A 20159-nucleotide genomic window follows, 5' to 3' on the forward strand; every position below is an offset into this window, starting at 1 on the left:
GTGATTTTCGTAAAATAAGTACTAACAAAAGCTTAAACCCGGACCATTTTTTCGCTGCACCTTTTTTGTTTCGTTTCACTCTAACAAAAAAGGTGCAGCGAAAAAATGCCCGGTTAAGCAGTCGTTATGATACGGATTCAAGACAATGAAGTTGGAATATAGAAAACCCTACTGTGAAGATTTTTTGTGTGAGTATTTCAGGATACATGAGTTATCGAATATTGATGAATTGATATCTGAGGTAAAGAAAAGAACTGAGGAAAGTCCTGATTATAAATATTTAGTCACGCTAGATGATATTGGACAAGCATCATATACGTCTATGCATTCTAAAATGTACAACGCACTTGATGGGGGAGACTGGATAGCGAAAGAGAAAATTGATGGCTCTTGGATGGATGGAGACTACCTTCGAGATGATCTTGGATTTGAGCAAAAATTTTTGATCCGGAGGTTTGGTTTCAAGCACGGGTTAGAGGGGGTTGGTTTTGATGACATATACGAAAAACTTCTATATTTGGATGGAGAGTCAAGGGAAGAGCTAATTGAGGCGAATCAAAACCTGGTTACCTTAATGGATAAAGAAGCATATCTACTTAAGGTACCAGTAAGATATAGCTACGAATCTATCTATGCATTCCCAAATGGGTATTTTTCATGTGACCTTTCTCCTTTCGAGAACTATCATCTAGCCAAGCACTTAGAGGTAAACTATGACTACCATTTGTTTGGTATCGGAGCTAGTTATATAGCGTTCCGGAAAGGCGTGGGTTTTAAAAAGGAAGATTTAAGTGGTTTGATAGACCTCCTATCCAAGATCTATGTGAAAGATAAGGATGAAGAGTTAATAGAGTTTCTACAAGAAACTATTATGAATAAACAAATACTTACCTTGAGATACTCTGAGTAAATGAAACATAACAAGGACATTTTTACTTTTGGTTCTTTTATGTTTCCATTGCATTACAACATAAAAGAGCCAACACCAAAAATGCCTGTTATGTAGTGCGTTAGCCAGTAAGGATTATGAAATGAGTCAATTAGCAACATTTTACACATTACCTAAAAATCAGTCAGATGCTCTTGTGTCTCATCAGCAGTTCCAGGAACTAAGTTAGTCGAACGGAAAGGGCTGATTTTCAAGAAAAAGCAAGTAGAAAAAATCGATCACTTCTGGAATTTTCTTAATGAACATGCCACTGAACAACAAAAATATCAGTACTCTGGATCTGGATTCTGTGATCTTGATTTGATACTCGAAGAGAAAGGATTCATGCTATTTGATTCTGGCATTATCGATCTAACCCAAAAAATATCTGAGGCCAGGGCAACATCCATTGCAGTATTCGACTATAGCACGGCCACTACGGCGTTAGAAAAATTGAAAGAAGTAAAACTTACTGAATCCGAAACTAGAAGATATATTCGTGATAATTATTCACCGGAAGATGAAGGATTAGGAATAAATGCGATATTTGCTGCCCTTGAAGTACTAAATAATTGGCTGAAGACAGTCAGTAGTAGCGAAGTTGGTTTATTTATCGTCGGCTAACAACACAATCGTGTGTGACTGCCAACCCGCCGCTTCGCTCTGGGTTGTCAGCCACACAGTGCAGCGTTAGCCACAGAAATTGAGTGACCAGTGACCAAAGTGAATAAAAGCGATTTGGGATTTCTGCCGGAAAAACACACAGACTTTGTATTTGCTGTTATTGAATATGACTTCATTAATACAGTATTACTAATTATTTTAGTTTTTATTTTGATCTGGTATTTAATTAAAAAGCGATAGTAGATAGCACTGTCAATAAGCAAGATGGAAAAACCCAAACTAAACTATATACCCATAGCAAAGTCACTAATTTATATTGTCGGCTTTTTGCTAAGCCTTTATGCTTGGTACACACGTTATTATTTGTGGATTGATTGTTTCAACGAATTAGGTCGCTGCTATAACCCTGATGGTTCTAATCAAGTATATACAGATAGTGGTATAATATGGATATTTCCTGCAACCGTTTTCTTGCTATTGACTATAAAAAATATACGCAAAGCACTCAAACATAATCGCTAACCATCAATTCAACCTGACCACCATGAGCTACGGCCTAAAAAGCAGGCCTCCGCTCACGGTGCCAGGCTATTAAATCGTTGGGATAATACACATATGGAATCATTCTTCCATGCACTGAAAACCGAGATGATCTATTTCCAGCATTTTGCTACTCTTGAAGAAGCAATGGCGTATATTATTGACTATATTTATTTTTACAATAACCAACGAATCCACTCCGCACTGGGTTACCTGACACCAGTGGAGTGCGAACTAATGAAGGCGTAAAATGGGTGTCAATTATATCGGGGTAAGGTCAGACGGCTTGCTTCCCTGCGCCACCCCACCGCTTTAACGTTAAATTTGTTCGAAGATATGAAAACACTTTCAAATGCCGAAATAGATAATGTTGAATCTAAGCAGCGTGTTACGCTTCCGAGGTTTTATCGAAAACTTCTCCTTGAAGAAGGATACGGTCAAACCGAAGATCAAAAAGAGATTTATCATCCGTCTGAAATAAATGAATTGTATGAATTGAAATTTGATGATGAATCACTTTTATATAATAAATACTTCCCAATCGGGTGTAACAATAGAACTCAAGAGTTATGGATTATTGATGTTACAAACGACAAGATTGCCTCAATATGGCATGAAACTCATGAAGATGATTGGCCAAACGAAAATTGGTCAGAGTATGAAGTGTGGATAGAAAATAATTTTGAATAAAAAACGAAATATAACCAAGCATTTCGCTCAGACTCGTCGCCGCAATGCGGCTCCTCGCTGGCGAGTGCAACGTTTTGGGGAATAGTAATGAAGTATTGGAGGATATAAATGCATACACCTATAGATTTTTTACATTGCTACCGTGTTCCCAGGCGCGATGAGGAGTAGCAAAGTAAAACCTGGCCGAGGTTTGTTTTTCTATATGCGGGCACTGATGAAGCTCAGTATCATTATCGGCCGTAATAGTTTTAAGAGTTTCGGGGAACCGGTTTATGAGAGAAATAGTTCGTTTATTGTTTATTGAGAGAGGCCGCGGTTCGATCTTTAAGCCTACCGATGATGACAAAACCAGTCTTTATCTCGTTCAGGGAAACGATGCAGTCATTCGTACCACGCCCCATGACTGTGTCTATTTCCCAATGACCGATTGTTCGGCGAGACTCTACGGCTTTTTTGGGCCGTTCTGAAATATGGCGCTTATCGGCCAGGCGGCCTCGACTATCATAGGCCCGATAACGCTTGCGGCGCTGCCTAGGGGATTGGCAATGATGCTGCCACAAGTTGCCCCCGTTGGCTTTATCACGCCAAATGTACTGGCAGATAGTGTCATGGCTCGTTCGTCGTTGCATGAGCCCAAAACTTCGGATATGGTCAACGATCTGCTCGGGTGACCACTTTTTTCGCAAGTAGTGGCGTACGATGTAAAAGTCAGCATCGCAAGAGTGGCGATTTCGACGAGACCGACTGCGTCGAGCCCGTGTTCTGCGTTCGGCCTTGCTGGGACGATAGGCACCGTCTATATGGTGGCAGCCGATTCGTTGCAGATCCCGATATATGGTACTGCGATGAAACCCAAATGATCGGTTATCATCTGAACAGAAAGGCCTTGTTTTTTGAGAGCACTCAAACTATACCTGTCATGTGAGGTGAGGTGAACTGTTGATACTTCATATTGTAAATTCACTTCTTGGCGGGAGAGAAGATACCTTGGTATCATAGTTCACCTCATTTTTAAAATGAAATGTCGCACTTAGTATATGAATTCGCCTGCGCTAACAAGCCATTTCTGACACCAAAAATCGGCGCTGCTTAAGGGTGGCGGTAGGCTAAAAAATGGAAATCTTCTATGTTTGAATGGCTAACAAGTCCAGAGGCATGGATTGCTTTGGGTACGCTAATAGCCCTCGAAGTTGTACTGGGTATAGATAACATTATTTTTATATCGATCTTGGTTGGCAGGCTACCAGAACACCAGAGGAATATGGCGCGGCAATTGGGTTTAAGCTTAGCAATGCTTACCCGCCTCGGACTGCTATTTAGTCTTGTCTGGGTAATGGGGTTAGTAGAGCCATGGTTCTCTGTATTTGAAATCGAAATATCTGGAAGAGACATAATATTGATAGTGGGCGGTCTATTTCTACTGGCTAAATCTACTCATGAAATACATAGCAGCCTAGAAATAGTGCAAGAGACAGAATCGGAAGTCAGATCTGTGGGGTTCTATTCAGTTCTAGTACAAATTACCATTCTGGATATTGTGTTCTCTCTTGATTCTGTTATTACCGCAGTTGGTCTAGTTGAGCATCTGTCGATTATGGTCATTGCCATAATCACTGCCGTAGTCGTTATGCTTTTTTCTGCAAAACCGATTGGAGAATTTGTTGATAGAAATCCAACAATAAAGATGCTTGCCTTATCCTTTTTGATATTAATTGGATTCACATTGATTGCAGAAGGCTTCGACGTCCATATACCTAAAGGATACATCTATTTTGCAATGGCGTTCTCAGTTGCTGTTGAAATTCTAAATATTAAAGTTAGAAAGAAAAGAGAAGCCGCGCCAATCCAGTTGGCAAAAATATTAAAAGATGAAAACCTTGGCTAACAATTCGCTCGTTTGGATGCAAATTACGCTGCACGCCATTTGCTCCGCACAGCTTGGTCGTTATTCCAGTAGGATCACCAATGAAGAAACAGAAGGTTCCGGTGAATAATCGTCGGTTAAGCACTATTAGGATGAGACTATGAGCAAACTTCTGATCGGGTTGCTAATATCAGCCGCTGCGTTGTTAGCCTTTTTCTTGATGCACCAGTCTGGCGTAACAAACTCCTCTGATTCGTCACGGTCTGAGTTAACTGCCAAGCGTACCATCCAAACAGCCGCCCCCCTCTCCGTTCCCAAGGTTCCCGACCAGCCGCCCAAAAACACTGCATATCTGCCGAATAATATATACGAAGTTGTTTGCAAGCTGGGTCATCCGTTCATGGTAAAGAGCTGGGACCTTGATCCAGACACACGTTTTGTATACTTCGTCGGTCCTTTCACCTCCAAACCTGACGAATCGAATCCTACCGTCTACAACTACATGTATATATCCATCCCAGGCATCAATCGTACGCGCTCGCAAACTACGCTGTTCATGGAATCGGTTGATGCAGAGCCTACGGAGGTTCAACACGAAGAACTGTCCCGTTTTCTTATCCCACGCATTCAGGGCATCCCCGACCGCCTGGCCGAAGTTAAAAAAACACTCGGTGAAGCTGCCGCAGAGCGGGAGCTTTCGTCCGGTCGAACCCGAATGGTGTTTGACGGACACATGTGTGTCGGTGAGCAATACCTTGCAGGCATGTACATAGATGTAGAAAACGGACAAATTGTAAAAGCAAAAGGCGTAGAACACCCGGAAAAGCTAAAGTGGGTTTTAAGCGGCGGACGGTCTCCGTTGCCTGATACCGAACCTACTTATTACACGGACATGTATATGCGCACGCCGGATGCTCAAAGTAGGCTACTTATATTTTTAGAGTTAAGAGAGAAAGGTGACAAGGAGGGCGCCTCTGAGCATCTGGCGTTAGGATACTTTCCCTTTCCCAATCTGGTAGATGAAATCACTGTCGATCCACATCCGCAAGGTAAGCTGGAGTTCGATACCGCGACATATCAGACACTACGCTATTCTCTGGAAGAGATGGAAATTAGAACTACCTACCAACTCGATACGGGCGTTCATGTGAAGGCCATCTATAAAATGAGGCTACAGGATGAGAGATGGGGAGTGAGCCAGCTTGTTTCGGAAGAGACCACCATTCCTTAGTCGATTAAAGGCTGAAATAAGTTGAAACCTTGTCAGTAAGTGAACGCCATACAAACGGAATAACAATTCATTCTGTAGACCGCCCATATTTAGTACCAACCCTAATCAGAGACTTCTGGGTGACGAAGAAGCAAATACTCTTTAGGGTTACATAACCATTTATAGTACAATTGGATTAACCTAAGGCTAAAGAAAGCAATGTGGCTCTTTCTAATAAAAACGAGAACGATTAAGGCTACTTCTGTCGAAACAATAGATGGAACATTAGAGCCAAAATAATTGAGGATATAGCCAAGGAACCTCTGATTAACTCCGTGTATGGCATATATGAGGCCTAAATTGTCAATTGCTTCGTTGAAAAACTTGAAATTATTCCCGATATTCCCTGCGTTTTTCGCCTCGCACTTATCAGAAATTAATCAGAGGTACCCTAAATTCATCGGATAAAGGAAGTCTTATGAATAAAGATAAATATTTGTCTGTACAATGGAATAATTTCCTGATGCTTGGATTAGGCATCCCAGCGTTATCATATGCCTCTGTTGTCTTTTTTACATCTTCCATATCAGAAAAATCCGGTTTTTTCGGTATGGTTGCTGCTGGGATCGTATATTGTCTGATTGTTGAACCGCATTCATCGATGTTGCTCAAATGGCGAAATAAGAATAATAGCGAATATGTTCCAGAAAAATATAGTTACTTAGAAAGGTTTGTAGTCGTGATATACAATCTAATATGGTGGACACCTATAGTATTCCCGTTTGCAGGCATAGTTGGCTATAAATCTGGTTCGATAATATTCTTTCTTATAACATTTGTGAGGGCGATGCTCAATCTATACCGCATCAATATTCTTAGACCAGAGGTGGCTTTTCATTTCCCTTTACGGGGACCTAATTAATGGGGTTGAGCTATGTGCTTTTGGGTATCATGTCTAAATTGCTGCGGAATAATGTGCATTTACACCTGTCACTAATCGCTTTCATTCACCAGAACGCTCGCTCTACTTATGGACTTGAGCTTGGCTTTAGTAATACTATAATAAATGAGTATATTGAAATTTTTTAGCGGTGCCGCATTAGCTATGCCAGGTTCCGGCAATACGTTATTTTACTATGTATGAATGAGTTAGAAGACAAATTAAACCCATTTTTTTGAAAAGCACCAGTGCAGTTGCCTTCGCAAGAGCTTGCAGGTTACCCTTGGTATTAAATGTTATCTGAATGTACAAATCTATTCTCAGTAATTCCAGAGTGGGCAGTTTCAACAATTGAATATTGAATTGATAATTGTGGGCAGTGGGTTTTTGGGGATGGGAATATCAATGGGGTTTAAAACCGTTATATTTTTTTCAAAATCCAAAAAGACAACAGGAAAGATCGTCAGGCTTAATTCAAACAGTAGTACTACGTCTAACTATTATACTTTTGCGCCAGTTGTAGAATATTCAGTAAATGGTAAGGACTATTTGCATGAGTCTGCGCAATACTCCCGCCGCTATCGAAACAAACAAAGTTTTGATATTGTGGTTCACTACGATCCCAAGAACCCTTCATATTGCATTGTCGGAACAGTATTCGACTTTATGGTAATTGAACTTATCGCCGTATTCATTGGGTCTATTGCTTTGGTATCCGGCTTACTCGGATTCAAAGCATGAAATAGATAACCCACACCAACTTGAATACACGCTATCCATCAGCCACATTTGAACAGGGGGACGTATTCGGACAAAGAGCTGTGTGAACCAGTTTGCATGTAGCCATAATCTTTTATTTATTCATGTTTGGCTATTGGCGAACCAGACGGCGATGATTTCGGGCCAGCGCTAATTAGGAACAATGCCATGTGGATTAAATACGTATATAAATGCAGGAAGATATTTGTGTTGTCCTTTATCATACTTACACCTATGTCCAGTATAGCCGACCCGGTCAAGGTGAAGCCAGGCTCTACTCTGGTGGGGCTCAGTAAAGGCGATTTTGCTAACCCTAGAATCTCTCCTGATGGTAAATATCTGGTTTATAACGAAGTATACCGAGATGGTATTGGTTTTCATCTAATGGACCTGCAAAGCACACAAAGTCGCCGACTGTTATCCATCAGTGAATCAAAGAGACGGGGCATCTATCACGGTCAAGTGACCACCTTACGTTGGCAGGATGAACGCAAACTTCTTGCTGAAATTCACGACGGCGATGTGGGTGTAACCACTGTGGTGGTTGACGCTTTACAAGGAAAAATCATTACCTCGGAATTCTCGGTCGGAGCCATTCCCCCGCCCACGGTCGAGGATATTGATGCCCGGGAAAAACTGAAAACGCTATACCCCAAGCTGCATCCCGAAATACCTCCCCACGTGTTTGAAGAAGTTATCGACAGTAAACGATATTACCTGGATGATAAGCAGGTTATTTTTCAGAAAAGATATGCCGATGAAGACCGCAACATCTGGCTTTCCACGCTGGACAATCCTGAGCTCACATCCCTGGTGTTCTTACCGGGAAGCCATAATGCCTTCGGCGGTGGCGTCAGTGTAGCCGATAAAGTCATTTTCAGTGTCAAGGATCAGCACAGAGCCCACATATATGAACTGGAAGGTTATATTGCAAAGAAAATTGCCACCATCCCCCAGTCAAGACAAATTCCGATTCTGGCGGTGCGTGAGCAGACAAAAGATATTGTTTGGTTTTTAATTCAGTCGGTACAGACTTACGAAATCGGCAATAATCCCGCCTATATGTACGACGGTAATCAGTTGGTGGCACTTGGCGATTTTGAATACCTAAATGACATGGACGTCTCCATAAAAGCAAACCTCGCGGTTTTTAGCTTCTGGCAAAACAACCAACGCCACCTTCTGGTGCGTAAACTAAACACCTGTAAACACAACGGCTTGCCCCGTTGCTAAGAATCGAGAGGTAACCGCACACGATCCAGTTCAGTCCGTAAGCTCTTACAATCACTTTTCCGGTGAATTTCTTTTTGCAATTGTTGATTACAAATATCTCTAGTTGGTGTGACGAGCAGTAGATAGGATTGTGACTCATCTCTTTCATATTTCCAGGTTCAAGCTATAATCTCTTTGATAATATTGGACACTAAGTGATCTTGCGCGGTAGGCGCTGTGAATAGCAATGTGTACAGGAGAAGTATATGCTCAAAGGTTATTGGATCGTTCATGTAGATGTTACAGAGCAAGATCAATTCAAAAAATACGCAGAAGCCAACGCTGATGCACTCAATAAATATGGCGCAAAATTCCTTGCCAGGGCCGGCCAATATACCGTCCCGGAGGGTAGCACCAGAACACGAAACACCATTGTAGAGTTTCCTTCTTATCAGGCTGCTGTAGACTGCTGGAATTCTCCTGAATATCAGGCTGCGCTTAAACATCGATTGTCGGCTTCAGAGATCGATCTTGTTATTGTTGAGGGCTATGATGGCCCACAACCCTCCCAACCTTGACCTCAAGCTTCAGCTTATGCAAGCGCCCGGTACAACGTTCGCAAAATACCGCCCGTTGCCAGTGCCCGCCCCCACTGAGCCACTTGCTCGCAAGAAATAGTTATGAAAGATATAGTCGCAATATTTTTATTACTGTTGTCTGAAGACTTTAAAGTGCGATCTACCCCTGGTTCGCCAACTTCGCAGAGGGACTTCGACTGCGGAAAAATATTCCCCCTGTCCGAGGCCGCGCGCCGGAACTACACAAGGCACTCCGGGATGATCGAAAGCATGTTACCTGAGTACAATCAGAATTAAAGGTTAGATTATGGGATTCTCAGTGGAAGCTATCTGCAGGTTTAATAGCTGTGAAAATCGGGACAATTTTTTTAGTACATTCAATGGAGTGTCATGCGAAGAAAGTGGCAGTAAAGATTGGATCAGAATGCATTTCAAAGAGCCTCCGGCTCAAATCGATACGATAGATGCTTTCTACTATGGCTATGATGATTTTTATGAGTTTTCCCAGCTGGATAGACTGGAAAATAATTCCTTGTTCATAGAAATGCATGGCAGAACCCCTTGCGGATATTATGAGTTTTTTGGAGAGATTTTAAGTAATTTCGGTGCTACTGAATACTTTTCAGTTACCAATGACGACACCGCCGGATATACAGAGATAAACGTCCTTAAAAAGGGTAAAATCACGACTCTGCTTGAATTGGATGACTGTAATATCGATAAACAACGTATATTTGAACTGTTTAACTATTATGAATCCGGGAAGGACTTAAACGAGATTCTTCTAGAGGAACTCGATCAGGATGAAGATATCTCCCTGGAAAATACCCATGACAAGATCAATGAGCTATCATCACTTTTAAAAACCACTAAACATGAAGACGTAAAAGAAGCCATTATAAAAATAATGTCCGACATAGGAACGGAGCAATCTGCAATAGCACTAGTGAACGCACTTACCGACGAAAAAATTCAGAGAAAGGCGCATGAAGCTTTGTGTGGGACTTATTCACCCCGGATCGTAGAGCCGTTATTGAATATTGCAAAAACAAGTGATCATAAATGGACTCGGCATTATGCTATAGCGTGCCTTCAAAACTATCCACTGGACAGAGTGATTACTGAATTATGGAATCTTTTTGATGATGAAAATGCTTTAGACATATCCGATGACATTATCGATGCACTGGTAAAAATTGGTGCAAGTGGTTTATCTGAAAAATTACTGGAAAAGCTCGACATCCCCGGACTACGGGAGTCTACCATTCAGTCGATCTGCTTGGGACTGGAAAAATCACCTAATTCAAATGCTGACAGCACCCTTAAAAAGATTGCTGAAAGCGAACATTATAGCATGTGGACACGTCGAAGTGCTCTAATTGCACTTGCAACAAGCAATGGCGAAGAGTATTTTGACTACATACTCAAATACATTGCTCATGAAAACATGGCTTCCGCCTCCTGTGAAGCGCTGCTACGAACAGGAGACCAAAGGGCGATAGAACACGTCATCAAGCTATATAGCACTGAATCAGACCTTTGGCGCATTTATGACTGCGTAGCAAAATATGGTGAAACTGTAATTCCACAACTTGTCAACAGCATATCGACTGAATCTGCGTTGTTACCCATAAATATACTTCGGACTCTAAACAGAATAGGTACAAGCTCTGCTTATAGAGCGATACATGAATTATACCCAGCATTCAAAGATATGGGCATGCTACGTGAAATTGCAAATACCGTTGTTGAGGCGGAGAACACAGAGTGCTTCCACATGCTGATGGAACTTATGCATGAACAAGAGTATGTCGATTGTCACAGATTTACTCATGCATTGAAGAAATATGGTGAAATCGCAGTCAAATCGTTACTTGAGTTTATTGACGATAGAAATCACCCGAATTATCCCTGCGCACTTGAAATCCTTGGTCAATTTGGCGACAAAAGAGTCTTACCGATTATCCTGCAGTACTGGGAGTCAGCTGATTCCAGAGAGCGCCAAAAGCTCGTGGAGGCCTGCGAAACGACCGCGGACGAACGTGTCTTTGATCTCATGGTAGAATGCTTGGACAGCCCATACTATTACCATAGTGCTGTACATGCACTTCAAATTATCGGCACAGCTGATGCCCTTGATGTTTTGCTCAAGAGACTGGAAAAGTCGCCTGATCACACAATTATCCATTCGATCGCACGCATTGCCGATCCGCGATCGGTACCTATCTTGAGCAATGTTTTGAGAAAGAAATCGGTTGATAACAATATACGTTGTGCAGTATTGAGTGCTTTACGCTACTTCTCCAGAGACGATGTATTTGAGATTGTTAGTGAAATGGCAAAAAAGGATAAAAACTCGAAAGTAAAGAAGGAAGCCAAAACTATACTCCGCGAATGGGAAATACAAGATATGCTATCGAAATGGATGTGATCAAAATAAATAGTCCGGCCACGCGTTTACGCAGTCACTATAGAATAGAGAAAATCGAATTAAAACGCTCCGTTTTTGGCGTGAGCGGATTTCCCAGGAAAAGTAGATGCGTATTTTTTGATTGGAAAATTGTGCACTTCTTAAACCAATAGCGGCTAAAGTGCAGCATGCAGAATCGATAGTGCACACACCCAACCAGGAGCAAACCATGACTAAACTGACCTTTGTTTTGTTAACCGTTGCCATCACAATGCTAAGCGGTGTGTCGTATGCTGATTCAGCATAGTCAGAAGCCGAACGTACGGCTTTCGTGTCCGGCTGCGCACTTGGCATCATCACCCCCGCAAAGCGTGATTATGCCACGGCCGCAGAAAGAGCAGGCAACGCGAAGCCAAAACCATTCCCGGAGGATCAATTGCGCGCATCTGTAGAACCAATGTGTCGCCGCTTAGCGGATCGAATGGCAGAAGAAGGAGTGTATTATCTTGACGCCATTAATAACTCAAATGCAGTCACGCCAATGATTAAAGAAGCAATGAGTGGAGGCCGGTGCAAGCCGGGAGGACTGCTGGGGCAAATACTAAACGAAAAACGCCTCAGGTCCGGAACCAAATAAGCGCATAACCAACACAAGCGCCGGCGGACCCTAAGGGGTATTGTTAAGTACAATTGGGAGCACAGGGATATAGAGATGTCTGTAGAAGATTATAAAGCGTATAAAAAGATAATTGTTGATTCCTACGACGAGCGAAGCAAGCAATACGCGCAAAGTAACTGGCATAGATTACTAGCTGAACAATTAGTAGACTATGCCCCTCCTAAGGAGGGTAATTCAGTTTTGGATATAGGAACAGGAACCGGAGCGGCTGCGCTTTATTGTACCGGCTTGGTAGGGGCGACAGGCCGAGTCTTAGGAATCGATATTTCCAAAGGCATGATTGCAGAAGCAGAAAAAACTAGAACCGAACGGAAGTGTGGTAATTTGGTTTTTAAGGTGGAGGACGGCGAACGCCTGGAGTACCCGGACCGTAGTTTTGATCGGATATATTGCGCATCGGCGTTTTTTTGGATAGCAGATAAACCCAAGACACTCTCTAATTGGCAGCGACTATTGAAGCCCGGCGGCGTTCTTGGGTTTCACGCCTGGCCGGAGACCTCATACGTGTATGGCCACATCGCAAGGCTGGTACTTAAAAAGTATGGAGTGACGTACTTGGGGCACTCTCCTACCGGCTCACAGCAAATATGTCGGTCGCTGCTCGAAAAGGCGGGCTATTCCAACATCGAAATCATAGAAACCAACGAAGGCCATTTTATTAGCCTGGAGGACGCCAAGGCAGCCTGGATATCAGAAGACCATTATCCTATAGGCCAGTACCCCCATCCCGCCACATCAGCGCCGCCGGAAATACTGGAAAAGGCTAAATTGGAATATGACATGGAAATGGAAAGGCTGGCTACCGATGAGGGTGTTTGGAATGATACGTCTATGTACTACGTCTACGCAGTTAAATAGTAAATGGACCGACAATTTGACGGAAAGGACTGCAAGATCAATTTAATTGCGCACCGAAAATAGTTCGATAAGCCTCTGTTACAAATTTCTGTGATTGACGACAGCGCATACAGGTTGGTTCATCCACATTGTCACAATACTCCCTACCGCAACAATCGCATACTCTACAGCGATGTTGACTGAGCCGTTTACCAGCCTGTGACACAACACCGATACCGGCGGCAAAGAATTTGAAGGCCCGCTCAGGACAAATATGTTCGCATTGGCCACAGGCAATGCATGCAACAGGATCTAAATCTACACCTACCACGCCTTCTAATTCATAGGTTCGCAATGCTTTAGTCGGACACAGCGCAACGCAATGTCTATGGTTTCGGCAACTCTGAGCGTCAATCTCGGCGTGTGGAAAAAATCGCGCCGGTATGCTCTGTCCACGCTGCGTAGCAATAGTGTTCAACAGGTTGTACAAGCGCTCCCGTTCCGTGGCGCGTAGCGAATGGCGGCGACTATCTGCTTTGGAAACTTCCTGGAATTCTTGCGTACTCAATTGTTCAACAGCAAACTGCACAGCCATTATCGCTTCCCCGGCAAGTTGATCGAAAAACGCTCGCCGGCTCATACCCGCTTCATTGCGGGCTTTGGGTATGTGGTTGCGGCGCCGGTGACGGGGTAACGGTTTGAGTACGAGTAACGGCTGCTCATCTTGCGGAACGAAAAGATCAGAAAGCCAAGCTTTGGCCTCAAGCAAAACCGAATGCACCGGATTGTTTCCGTCTTTACTGGCAGGACAATCTGAACACCAGTTTCGGTCCAATATTAAAAGCGGTCGTCCCTCCGCCTGAATGCTGAGATAGAGCAAATCACTCAGAGAAATCGAGCCCAAACAAGGTACGCGCAAGCTACCCGGTGGTGACAATTCGGGCGGTACCTTGCAACAATCAATACAGACGTATTGATTATCACTACGAATCTGTAGGTTGTTTAGAGATGGCCCATCCATAGTAAGTGCTCCAGTAGGACAAACCGAGGCGCAACGGCCGCACCCCAAACATCCCTCATTTAGCTCCAACATTTCGGTGTTCAGCATCAAAACATGAGCAGGGCAGTTTGCCATACAACTATCGCAGATCTCGCAAGACGATTGTAGGGCCAGGCAGCTTTTTACGTCGAATCGAAGCGGAACTGACGTGCCCAACCTCGGCCGATCATCCTTAGATGGTATGTTCATCGGCTAAAACCTCGGAGAATCCAATATCTGCTGCACGACAGCGCGGACAAATGTCGAGATAGTCTGTGGCTAACCCTTGCGCGTTGAGTTGACGCCGCATCTTATACACATCATGCCACACCGCAAAGGATTCAGCGCATACCGCACAACAGACTGTATGCGGCACTGTACCCCGACGTTCGTTATCCGGTAGGTGTGACGACTTTTTCAAATCGACACGTCGAACGGATTCCGTTGTCAATCCTAGTCTGTGTATATCGTGGCGAGCAACAATTTGCAAAAAATCGACCAATTCAGCATATAAACTGTTCGGCCCTATTTCCTTAACGTACGCCAAGTCATTTATAAGACCGGGCAACCAGCTCGCCACGTAGTACCGTAGAAACGTTCCGGCTTGGAGCTGGTAATCACGCGACGCATCGGTATCACCTTTTGCCTCCTTATTGTGAGCAACCGCAAAGAGATACGCGACGAACTCCAGTAGTGAAGTGATATGGTCGGGGGTATCACAGAAATTGGGCGATTTTTCCAAGCCATGCTGGTGATAGGCGAGGTCAATTTCAGAAACACTCGCACCCATCAAGACCCCGTCAATATATATACCCGCGTTCAGGTGCGCCGGAATTGGAGGGACAAGAAACAGGCGACTATACAATTGCAAACAAGCGTCGTGACCTTCCATCCCTTGTAATTGGTCCCGTAAGGCATGCACATTCGCTTCGAGCGAGTAGCCCAATTCCGTACTCAGATCTGCAAGATCATCGGCCAAATACTCGCGCATGGCGCGGTACTGATTTACCTCCATCGGCGGTAGAAAAGCACGAGCGACGCATAGATAGAGTTCTGCGCGCTCAGTTAACTTTTGAGCCGGCACTAGTGTTAACCTCTTATCGATTTGGCAAATCGTCAAGACGAAACAATTTGTCACCTAGCGAATAGATGGCAAACACCAAAGCAAAGCCCACACCCGTAATTAGCCACTCTGTGACTGAGGGCACATAGTTAATCAGCCCTGAAATCCAACTGCCCTTAAACAGCGGTACGAGCTGCCCCGAAATGACATACTCGTAACGACCAATGAACAATGCCAAAATAACCAGAACCGCCGAAACAATTTGCCACTTGGCTTGGATACGTAGAGCAGGCGAAATCATCAATACGAAGGGGAGCACCAGTCCTACCCATAGCTCAAAGTGAAACCAAGGAGAACGCACCAACTCTTGATAGACTTGCATGCCATCTAAGTTAGTCCACAACCCGGTGATCACGCGGGATACTAAAATAAGGATTGTGATACCAATGGTAGCCGCAAATACCTTTGGTAGAGTGCTGCTCGATGTTAGGGCTCGCGCCCTGTCGGGCATTGTATCTTGGCGAAATCCGTAAGCCAGATAGGTAAAGAACACTGCAAAAGCGACTCCGGAAAGCGCCGCCGAAACCAAGAAATATATTGGCATGATGCTACCATACCACATTGGACGCATTGCCATCATACCAAACACGAGCCCCAGCGTGCTGTGAGCAATGACCACCGAGACAAACGACGCGATGCCAAGCGTGCGGCTTAGAGCACTGCTCCAGTCACCTTTATTGATACACCAAAACTTAGCAAGCAGAAATATCAGGTAAATACTGTAGAATACACCCATCCAAAACATAGGCGACCGGAATTGCAGACCCGTAGGAATTGTCCATAGCATACGGAACGGGTGCCCGAGCTCCATTGCAAGCGCGGTAAAACCGGCTATCAGTGTCGCTATAGCCAGCCACACACAGCGCTTTGCCACCGGGTAGAATGCCTCAACACCAAAGACCGTTGCAAGTGATGCTAGAAACGTAAGCCCCGTTGAGGTTAGCACGAGAAAAACATAGGTGATGATCGGCAGGCCCCATGCAACGCCGGAACTGCTTGTGTTAAACGCGGCGTGACCTTGCGAATAGAGTATGTAGAACGTGACTCCAAGCAACAAGAGCAGAACACCAGCTGAAACAACCATAACGCGGCCGGCGATAGGTCTGTCACCTTGATCGTAGAATTCGGTATGTGCTGTTTTCATCATGGTACTACCCCTTCATAGAATTAAGTGGCACGCGAACTCGAAATGGCGACCGCCTCTCCTGCAAGATAGTAGACCTGCGGTTTGTTACCGAGATGGTCGAGCAAACGCACACCGCGTTTTTGGGCGATAAGTCGACTTACCTTGCTGTGCGGGTTGTCGAGGTCACCGAAATAACGCGCCCCAGGCGAACAGGTGACGACACAGGCAGGCGTGAACTCACGTAATTTTGGATCATTTGGATCCAAGTCCGGTGTTCCGGGCGGCGCTTTTGATACCCGGTGATAACAGAATGTACACTTAGATACCACTCCTGGAGGCTGGATACCGACTCCGTGACGCCGATCTTCCTGTGAGTCCGGCATCTTCCACGGCGGATTCCATGTTCGATTTCCGTCACCCGGAAATATGGAACGGATATTGGGCTCTAACAACGGTTTCTCGTCGGAGTAAAAACGCACGCCGTATGGACAAGCTATAATACAGAATTTGCACCCAATGCAACGGTCCCAATCAATCAAAACCAAACCGTCATCAGTCTTGTAAGTTGCACGCACCGGACACACATGCACGCAGGACGGATTCTCGCAATGCATGCATGGACGTGGAAACCATTTTAGCTGAGCGCTGGGATAGGTGCCTTCGGTGTAATATATCACATCCTACCAATGCTCATCCGGCAGTCGGTTATTCTCCATCGCACAAGCGACCGAGCAAGCCTGACAACCGGTACATTTCTCAAGGTCAATGACCATTCCCCACTTTGCCATGATGCACCTCTTTATATTCTCTGTACGGTTACCTTACCGGTGTAATACCCGGCCAAACCGGAGATCGGGTCAGATACATTTTCGGTTACTTCACCGGAATGTCCGGGCATCCTATTTTTGGCCCACCGACCCATTGCCCAGTGGCCATGCTCCATCGGCAATACCACGGTATCGGGGCGTGTACCCTCAAAATATCGAGCGTAGGCGTCGATCGTGCCCACAGATGATTTGATTCGAACTTTGTCATGGTTACGGATACCACGACTGCGGGCCGTTTTGGGGTGAATCTCAAGGAACACGGTTTTATTACCACCGAGAGATGGCTGCAACAGGTTAATCGCGTGTGGTAAATTGGAGCCACGACCCTCCGCATGCATAGCAACCTTGGGTGTAATCAGATGTAAATCGCCCCCGCCGGTGTGGCGTGGCTCTATCCATTGAGGGAAACCCACCCGATCTTCCTGGATACCTAGTTTGCGATTGATGAATTCAGCGTGTTTCTCAAGATAGGCAGACTTAAACTCGAACTTACCCGATGGGGTTTTAATCAATTTTTGCTTAACCTGCTCGGCGGTCATGAGTCGATTGTAACCGCCTCCGTCCCATTCATAGAATTTGCCACGCTGCTGCCGCCACAGATAGGGTTTTTTGTACCACACCCCTTTCTCCTTCCAAGACTCGAAACCATTAACACCATTGTCACCTGGATCCTGCTCAAAGCCTTTGGCGATGTGGCGTAACACGTTTTCTGTATTCTTAGTCTTCTCGTAGTATTCTGCGATACCGCCCTTTAAGCGCTTGCCGACTTCCATCAGGACGTCACTGTACAACATCGTGTTATACAAAGGCTTTACCGCCGGCACTCGCAGATTGGCGAGTGGATACCCCTGATAGGGGTAAGTTGGTGTATCTTGGAGTCTCTCGAGGTAAGTGTGATCCGGCAAAATGAGATCCGCCATCATGGCTGTCTCGCTTGGAAATGGGGAAGTATCGATGACAAAAATTTCTTTTAGCGCCTCCTCCCAGACTCTCGGATCGGGTGACGTAAAAGTTGGATTTGTTAGATAGAAAATCGCAGTATCCAGTTTGTATGGATTACCTGCCAGGTGGTTTTTGGCGACTTCCTGCATCATGTTCTTGGCCATAGGCCACTCGTCCGTACCAACCTTGTCAATACGAGGATGCTGCTTGCGATCCTCCGAGGCTGCATAGTCATCCTGATAGTCCTTGTAGTCCGCAGGCGGCTTGCCGTAGGATGGCCCAATCTGGTAGAACAATCCGCCTTTGGCAAAAAGCGAACCCGTTAGCGCATTTAAAGCATGGATCGCCATACCATTGTAGGTACCGTTACTATGTGATGTAGGTCCACGTTCGAACAGTGCCATAGCCGGACGCGTAGTGCCAAATTCCCGGGCTACGGTTGTAATATCATTTTCGGGGACCGAGGTTATTTTTTCGGCCCAGGCAGGCGTGCGATCTTTGACCTCTTGGTTCCACCACTCAACCAGCCCCTTAACCCAGACTGACTCAAAAGTCGAGGGATCTACTGGAACCCCGCCCGGACGAAAACGATTTACCTTGTCTTTAAAGTCTCCAACAAATTCTTTATCCCATAACCCTTCAGCTAAAATCACATGGGCAATGGCGAGCGCGAGGGCCCCATCAGTTCCGGGTTTGACAAGCAACAACTGGTCGGCAGCGGCTCCGGTGGCATTCAAATGCACCTCAACTACTGTGACGCGAGTTTTCGGGCTTTTGCTGCGCATCTTACCCCAGGCCTGCATGTTACCGTTGTACGGTCGAAAAGCATCCAGAAACCCTGCGCCAAAATTGAGCAGGTAGTTCGTGTTTGCATAATCGTAGGCGCTGTAGGAGTAGTTACCATCCGTTGCCAATTTCACCTTCTTACCCGCATCTGCACACATAGAGGAATGCCCGATAATATTGGGCGTCCCATAGAGCTTAGCGAAAGGCTTCTGCATACCGGCATCCGACTCACCCCAGCCGCGACCGTAGAAAATAGAGAAACGATGTGATTCACCCCTATCCCGCAAAGCTTGTAACCGAGCGGCGAATATATCCAGAGCTTCGTCCCAACTAATGGGCACAAAACGGGGATCCTCATTGCGCCCTTTCTTTGGATTTGAACGTTTCATCGGACCCTTGAAGCGATCGGGATCGTATAGGATGTAGGCACCCAAGTGCCCCTTGGGACAAAGCTTACCGTTAGAGATCGGGTGATCAAGCGCACCGTATATAGCATGCACACGCCCATTGGTTGTATAAACATCGATGCCACATCGAGCGGGGCATTGATGACAAACGTTTTTGGTAACAACGGTGTCACCTTGCCGATTCGACTTTGGTGCTGCAACCTCAGCATGACTTAACGCAGAGAAACCGGGTAGGGTCCCAAGCCCCATGGCGCTTGCACCTGTTAACCCAACCGTACCGCTTACCTGGAGAAACCGCCGCCGTGTCAACCGGAACTGTTCGAGCGTGTTCATAACCGTCTCCCGATTTCAATAACTTCTATTCCACCACCAAATTGTCTTATCTGAAATGATATTTGAATGGCTCAGCTTCGTTCGAAACCACTCGCCGTTAAGTCGGGGAAAGTTACTGCCAGTTGAATGAAGCTTGCGACCGCAATGGTTAACGTCAGCAAAACCTTTCAAAGGAATCCACTAAGAAACATTTCCCTTTCTAGTAAAATAATAATAGAGGATCTGTTCTACAGTGATGATCTGCGTCAAACATATCGAGCGCACCTGTTCGCCACAGCAGCTACAAGTGAGAAAAACCAATAAAA

Annotated in this window: 17 protein-coding genes and 1 pseudogene; 12 read left to right on the top strand and 6 right to left on the bottom strand. The window is 45.0% G+C overall.

The window, feature by feature from the left end; all coding sequences use genetic code 11:
* Positions 1-145: 145 nt before the first annotated feature.
* The 4 genes from OEY58_08440 to OEY58_08455 all read left to right on the top strand — a co-directional run bounded on the left by OEY58_08440 (position 146) and on the right by OEY58_08455 (position 2782).
* Positions 146-910 (top strand): hypothetical protein, encoded by a 765-nt coding sequence (locus tag OEY58_08440; protein MDH5325474.1) that lies wholly within the window; start codon positions 146-148, stop codon positions 908-910.
* A 363-nt stretch (positions 911-1273) separates the two neighbouring features.
* On the top strand, positions 1274-1552 hold the full coding sequence (locus tag OEY58_08445) for a hypothetical protein (protein MDH5325475.1): 279 nt from the start codon (positions 1274-1276) through the stop codon (positions 1550-1552).
* Positions 1553-2080: 528 nt separating this feature from the next.
* Positions 2081-2341 (top strand): IS3 family transposase, encoded by a 261-nt coding sequence (locus tag OEY58_08450; protein ID MDH5325476.1) that lies wholly within the window; start codon positions 2081-2083, stop codon positions 2339-2341.
* An 87-nt stretch (positions 2342-2428) separates the two neighbouring features.
* Complete coding sequence (locus OEY58_08455; GenBank protein ID MDH5325477.1) at positions 2429-2782, top strand: SMI1/KNR4 family protein; 354 nt, start codon at positions 2429-2431, stop codon at positions 2780-2782.
* 290 nt (positions 2783-3072) lie between these two features.
* On the opposite strand, the gene OEY58_08460 is transcribed toward OEY58_08455, so the two are convergent.
* Positions 3073-3582, bottom strand: coding sequence for an IS30 family transposase (locus OEY58_08460; protein MDH5325478.1), 510 nt, complete (start codon positions 3580-3582; stop codon positions 3073-3075).
* Between the two features lie 326 nt (positions 3583-3908).
* On the opposite strand from OEY58_08460, the gene OEY58_08465 reads away from it, so the two are divergent.
* From OEY58_08465 to OEY58_08500, 8 genes are all read left to right on the top strand, one after another.
* Positions 3909-4667 carry a TerC family protein gene (locus OEY58_08465; GenBank protein ID MDH5325479.1) on the top strand — a complete coding sequence of 253 codons (759 nt, stop codon included), beginning with the start codon at positions 3909-3911 and terminating at the stop codon, positions 4665-4667.
* A 139-nt stretch (positions 4668-4806) separates the two neighbouring features.
* The gene (locus OEY58_08470; GenBank protein MDH5325480.1) at positions 4807-5877 is read left to right on the top strand and encodes a hypothetical protein; all 1071 of its coding nucleotides are present in this window, start codon (positions 4807-4809) and stop codon (positions 5875-5877) included.
* A 457-nt stretch (positions 5878-6334) separates the two neighbouring features.
* Entirely contained in the window at positions 6335-6778 is a 444-nt protein-coding gene (locus tag OEY58_08475; protein MDH5325481.1) for a hypothetical protein, read from the top strand.
* A gap of 369 nt (positions 6779-7147) precedes the next feature.
* Positions 7148-7537, top strand: coding sequence for a DUF3592 domain-containing protein (locus OEY58_08480; GenBank protein MDH5325482.1), 390 nt, complete (start codon positions 7148-7150; stop codon positions 7535-7537).
* Between the two features lie 225 nt (positions 7538-7762).
* A complete protein-coding gene (locus OEY58_08485) occupies positions 7763-8788 on the top strand; it encodes a hypothetical protein (GenBank protein MDH5325483.1) in 1026 nt (341 codons plus the stop codon).
* Between the two features lie 245 nt (positions 8789-9033).
* The gene (locus OEY58_08490; GenBank protein ID MDH5325484.1) at positions 9034-9345 is read left to right on the top strand and encodes a DUF1330 domain-containing protein; all 312 of its coding nucleotides are present in this window, start codon (positions 9034-9036) and stop codon (positions 9343-9345) included.
* 307 nt (positions 9346-9652) lie between these two features.
* Positions 9653-11776 carry a HEAT repeat domain-containing protein gene (locus OEY58_08495; GenBank protein ID MDH5325485.1) on the top strand — a complete coding sequence of 708 codons (2124 nt, stop codon included), beginning with the start codon at positions 9653-9655 and terminating at the stop codon, positions 11774-11776.
* A 691-nt stretch (positions 11777-12467) separates the two neighbouring features.
* Complete coding sequence (locus tag OEY58_08500) at positions 12468-13292, top strand: methyltransferase domain-containing protein (GenBank protein MDH5325486.1); 825 nt, start codon at positions 12468-12470, stop codon at positions 13290-13292.
* Positions 13293-13329: 37 nt separating this feature from the next.
* On the opposite strand, the gene OEY58_08505 is transcribed toward OEY58_08500, so the two are convergent.
* The 5 genes and pseudogenes from OEY58_08505 to OEY58_08525 form a co-directional block, all read right to left on the bottom strand.
* Positions 13330-14292: a 4Fe-4S dicluster domain-containing protein gene (locus tag OEY58_08505; GenBank protein ID MDH5325487.1), complete on the bottom strand. Its 963-nt coding sequence runs from the start codon at positions 14290-14292 to the stop codon at positions 13330-13332.
* 211 nt (positions 14293-14503) lie between these two features.
* Positions 14504-15394: a molecular chaperone TorD family protein gene (locus tag OEY58_08510; protein MDH5325488.1), complete on the bottom strand. Its 891-nt coding sequence runs from the start codon at positions 15392-15394 to the stop codon at positions 14504-14506.
* A 13-nt stretch (positions 15395-15407) separates the two neighbouring features.
* Positions 15408-16580: a polysulfide reductase NrfD gene (gene nrfD, locus OEY58_08515; protein MDH5325489.1), complete on the bottom strand. Its 1173-nt coding sequence runs from the start codon at positions 16578-16580 to the stop codon at positions 15408-15410.
* A 20-nt stretch (positions 16581-16600) separates the two neighbouring features.
* Positions 16601-17332: pseudogene (locus tag OEY58_08520) on the bottom strand (4Fe-4S dicluster domain-containing protein).
* Positions 17333-17358: 26 nt separating this feature from the next.
* A complete protein-coding gene (locus OEY58_08525; protein MDH5325490.1) occupies positions 17359-19854 on the bottom strand; it encodes a molybdopterin-dependent oxidoreductase in 2496 nt (831 codons plus the stop codon).
* Between the last annotated feature and the right edge of the window lie 305 nt (positions 19855-20159).

This window comes from Gammaproteobacteria bacterium (assembly GCA_029882975.1).
Lineage (GTDB): Bacteria > Pseudomonadota > Gammaproteobacteria > SZUA-152 > SZUA-152 > JAJDNG01.

Excerpts from the sequence above, each read along its gene's own strand:
- OEY58_08505 (MDH5325487.1), bottom strand. The coding sequence starts at position 14,292 with ATGGATGGGCCATCTCTAAACAACCTACAGATTCGTAGTGATAATCAA.
- OEY58_08465 (MDH5325479.1), top strand. The coding sequence starts at position 3,909 with ATGTTTGAATGGCTAACAAGTCCAGAGGCATGGATTGCTTTGGGTACG.
- OEY58_08490 (MDH5325484.1), top strand. The coding sequence starts at position 9,034 with ATGCTCAAAGGTTATTGGATCGTTCATGTAGATGTTACAGAGCAAGAT.
- nrfD (MDH5325489.1), bottom strand. The coding sequence starts at position 16,580 with ATGATGAAAACAGCACATACCGAATTCTACGATCAAGGTGACAGACCT.
- OEY58_08495 (MDH5325485.1), top strand. The coding sequence starts at position 9,653 with ATGGGATTCTCAGTGGAAGCTATCTGCAGGTTTAATAGCTGTGAAAAT.
- OEY58_08475 (MDH5325481.1), top strand. The coding sequence starts at position 6,335 with ATGAATAAAGATAAATATTTGTCTGTACAATGGAATAATTTCCTGATG.
- OEY58_08445 (MDH5325475.1), top strand. The coding sequence starts at position 1,274 with ATGCTATTTGATTCTGGCATTATCGATCTAACCCAAAAAATATCTGAG.
- OEY58_08470 (MDH5325480.1), top strand. The coding sequence starts at position 4,807 with ATGAGCAAACTTCTGATCGGGTTGCTAATATCAGCCGCTGCGTTGTTA.
- OEY58_08440 (MDH5325474.1), top strand. The coding sequence starts at position 146 with ATGAAGTTGGAATATAGAAAACCCTACTGTGAAGATTTTTTGTGTGAG.
- OEY58_08500 (MDH5325486.1), top strand. The coding sequence starts at position 12,468 with ATGTCTGTAGAAGATTATAAAGCGTATAAAAAGATAATTGTTGATTCC.
- OEY58_08455 (MDH5325477.1), top strand. The coding sequence starts at position 2,429 with ATGAAAACACTTTCAAATGCCGAAATAGATAATGTTGAATCTAAGCAG.
- OEY58_08525 (MDH5325490.1), bottom strand. The coding sequence starts at position 19,854 with ATGAACACGCTCGAACAGTTCCGGTTGACACGGCGGCGGTTTCTCCAG.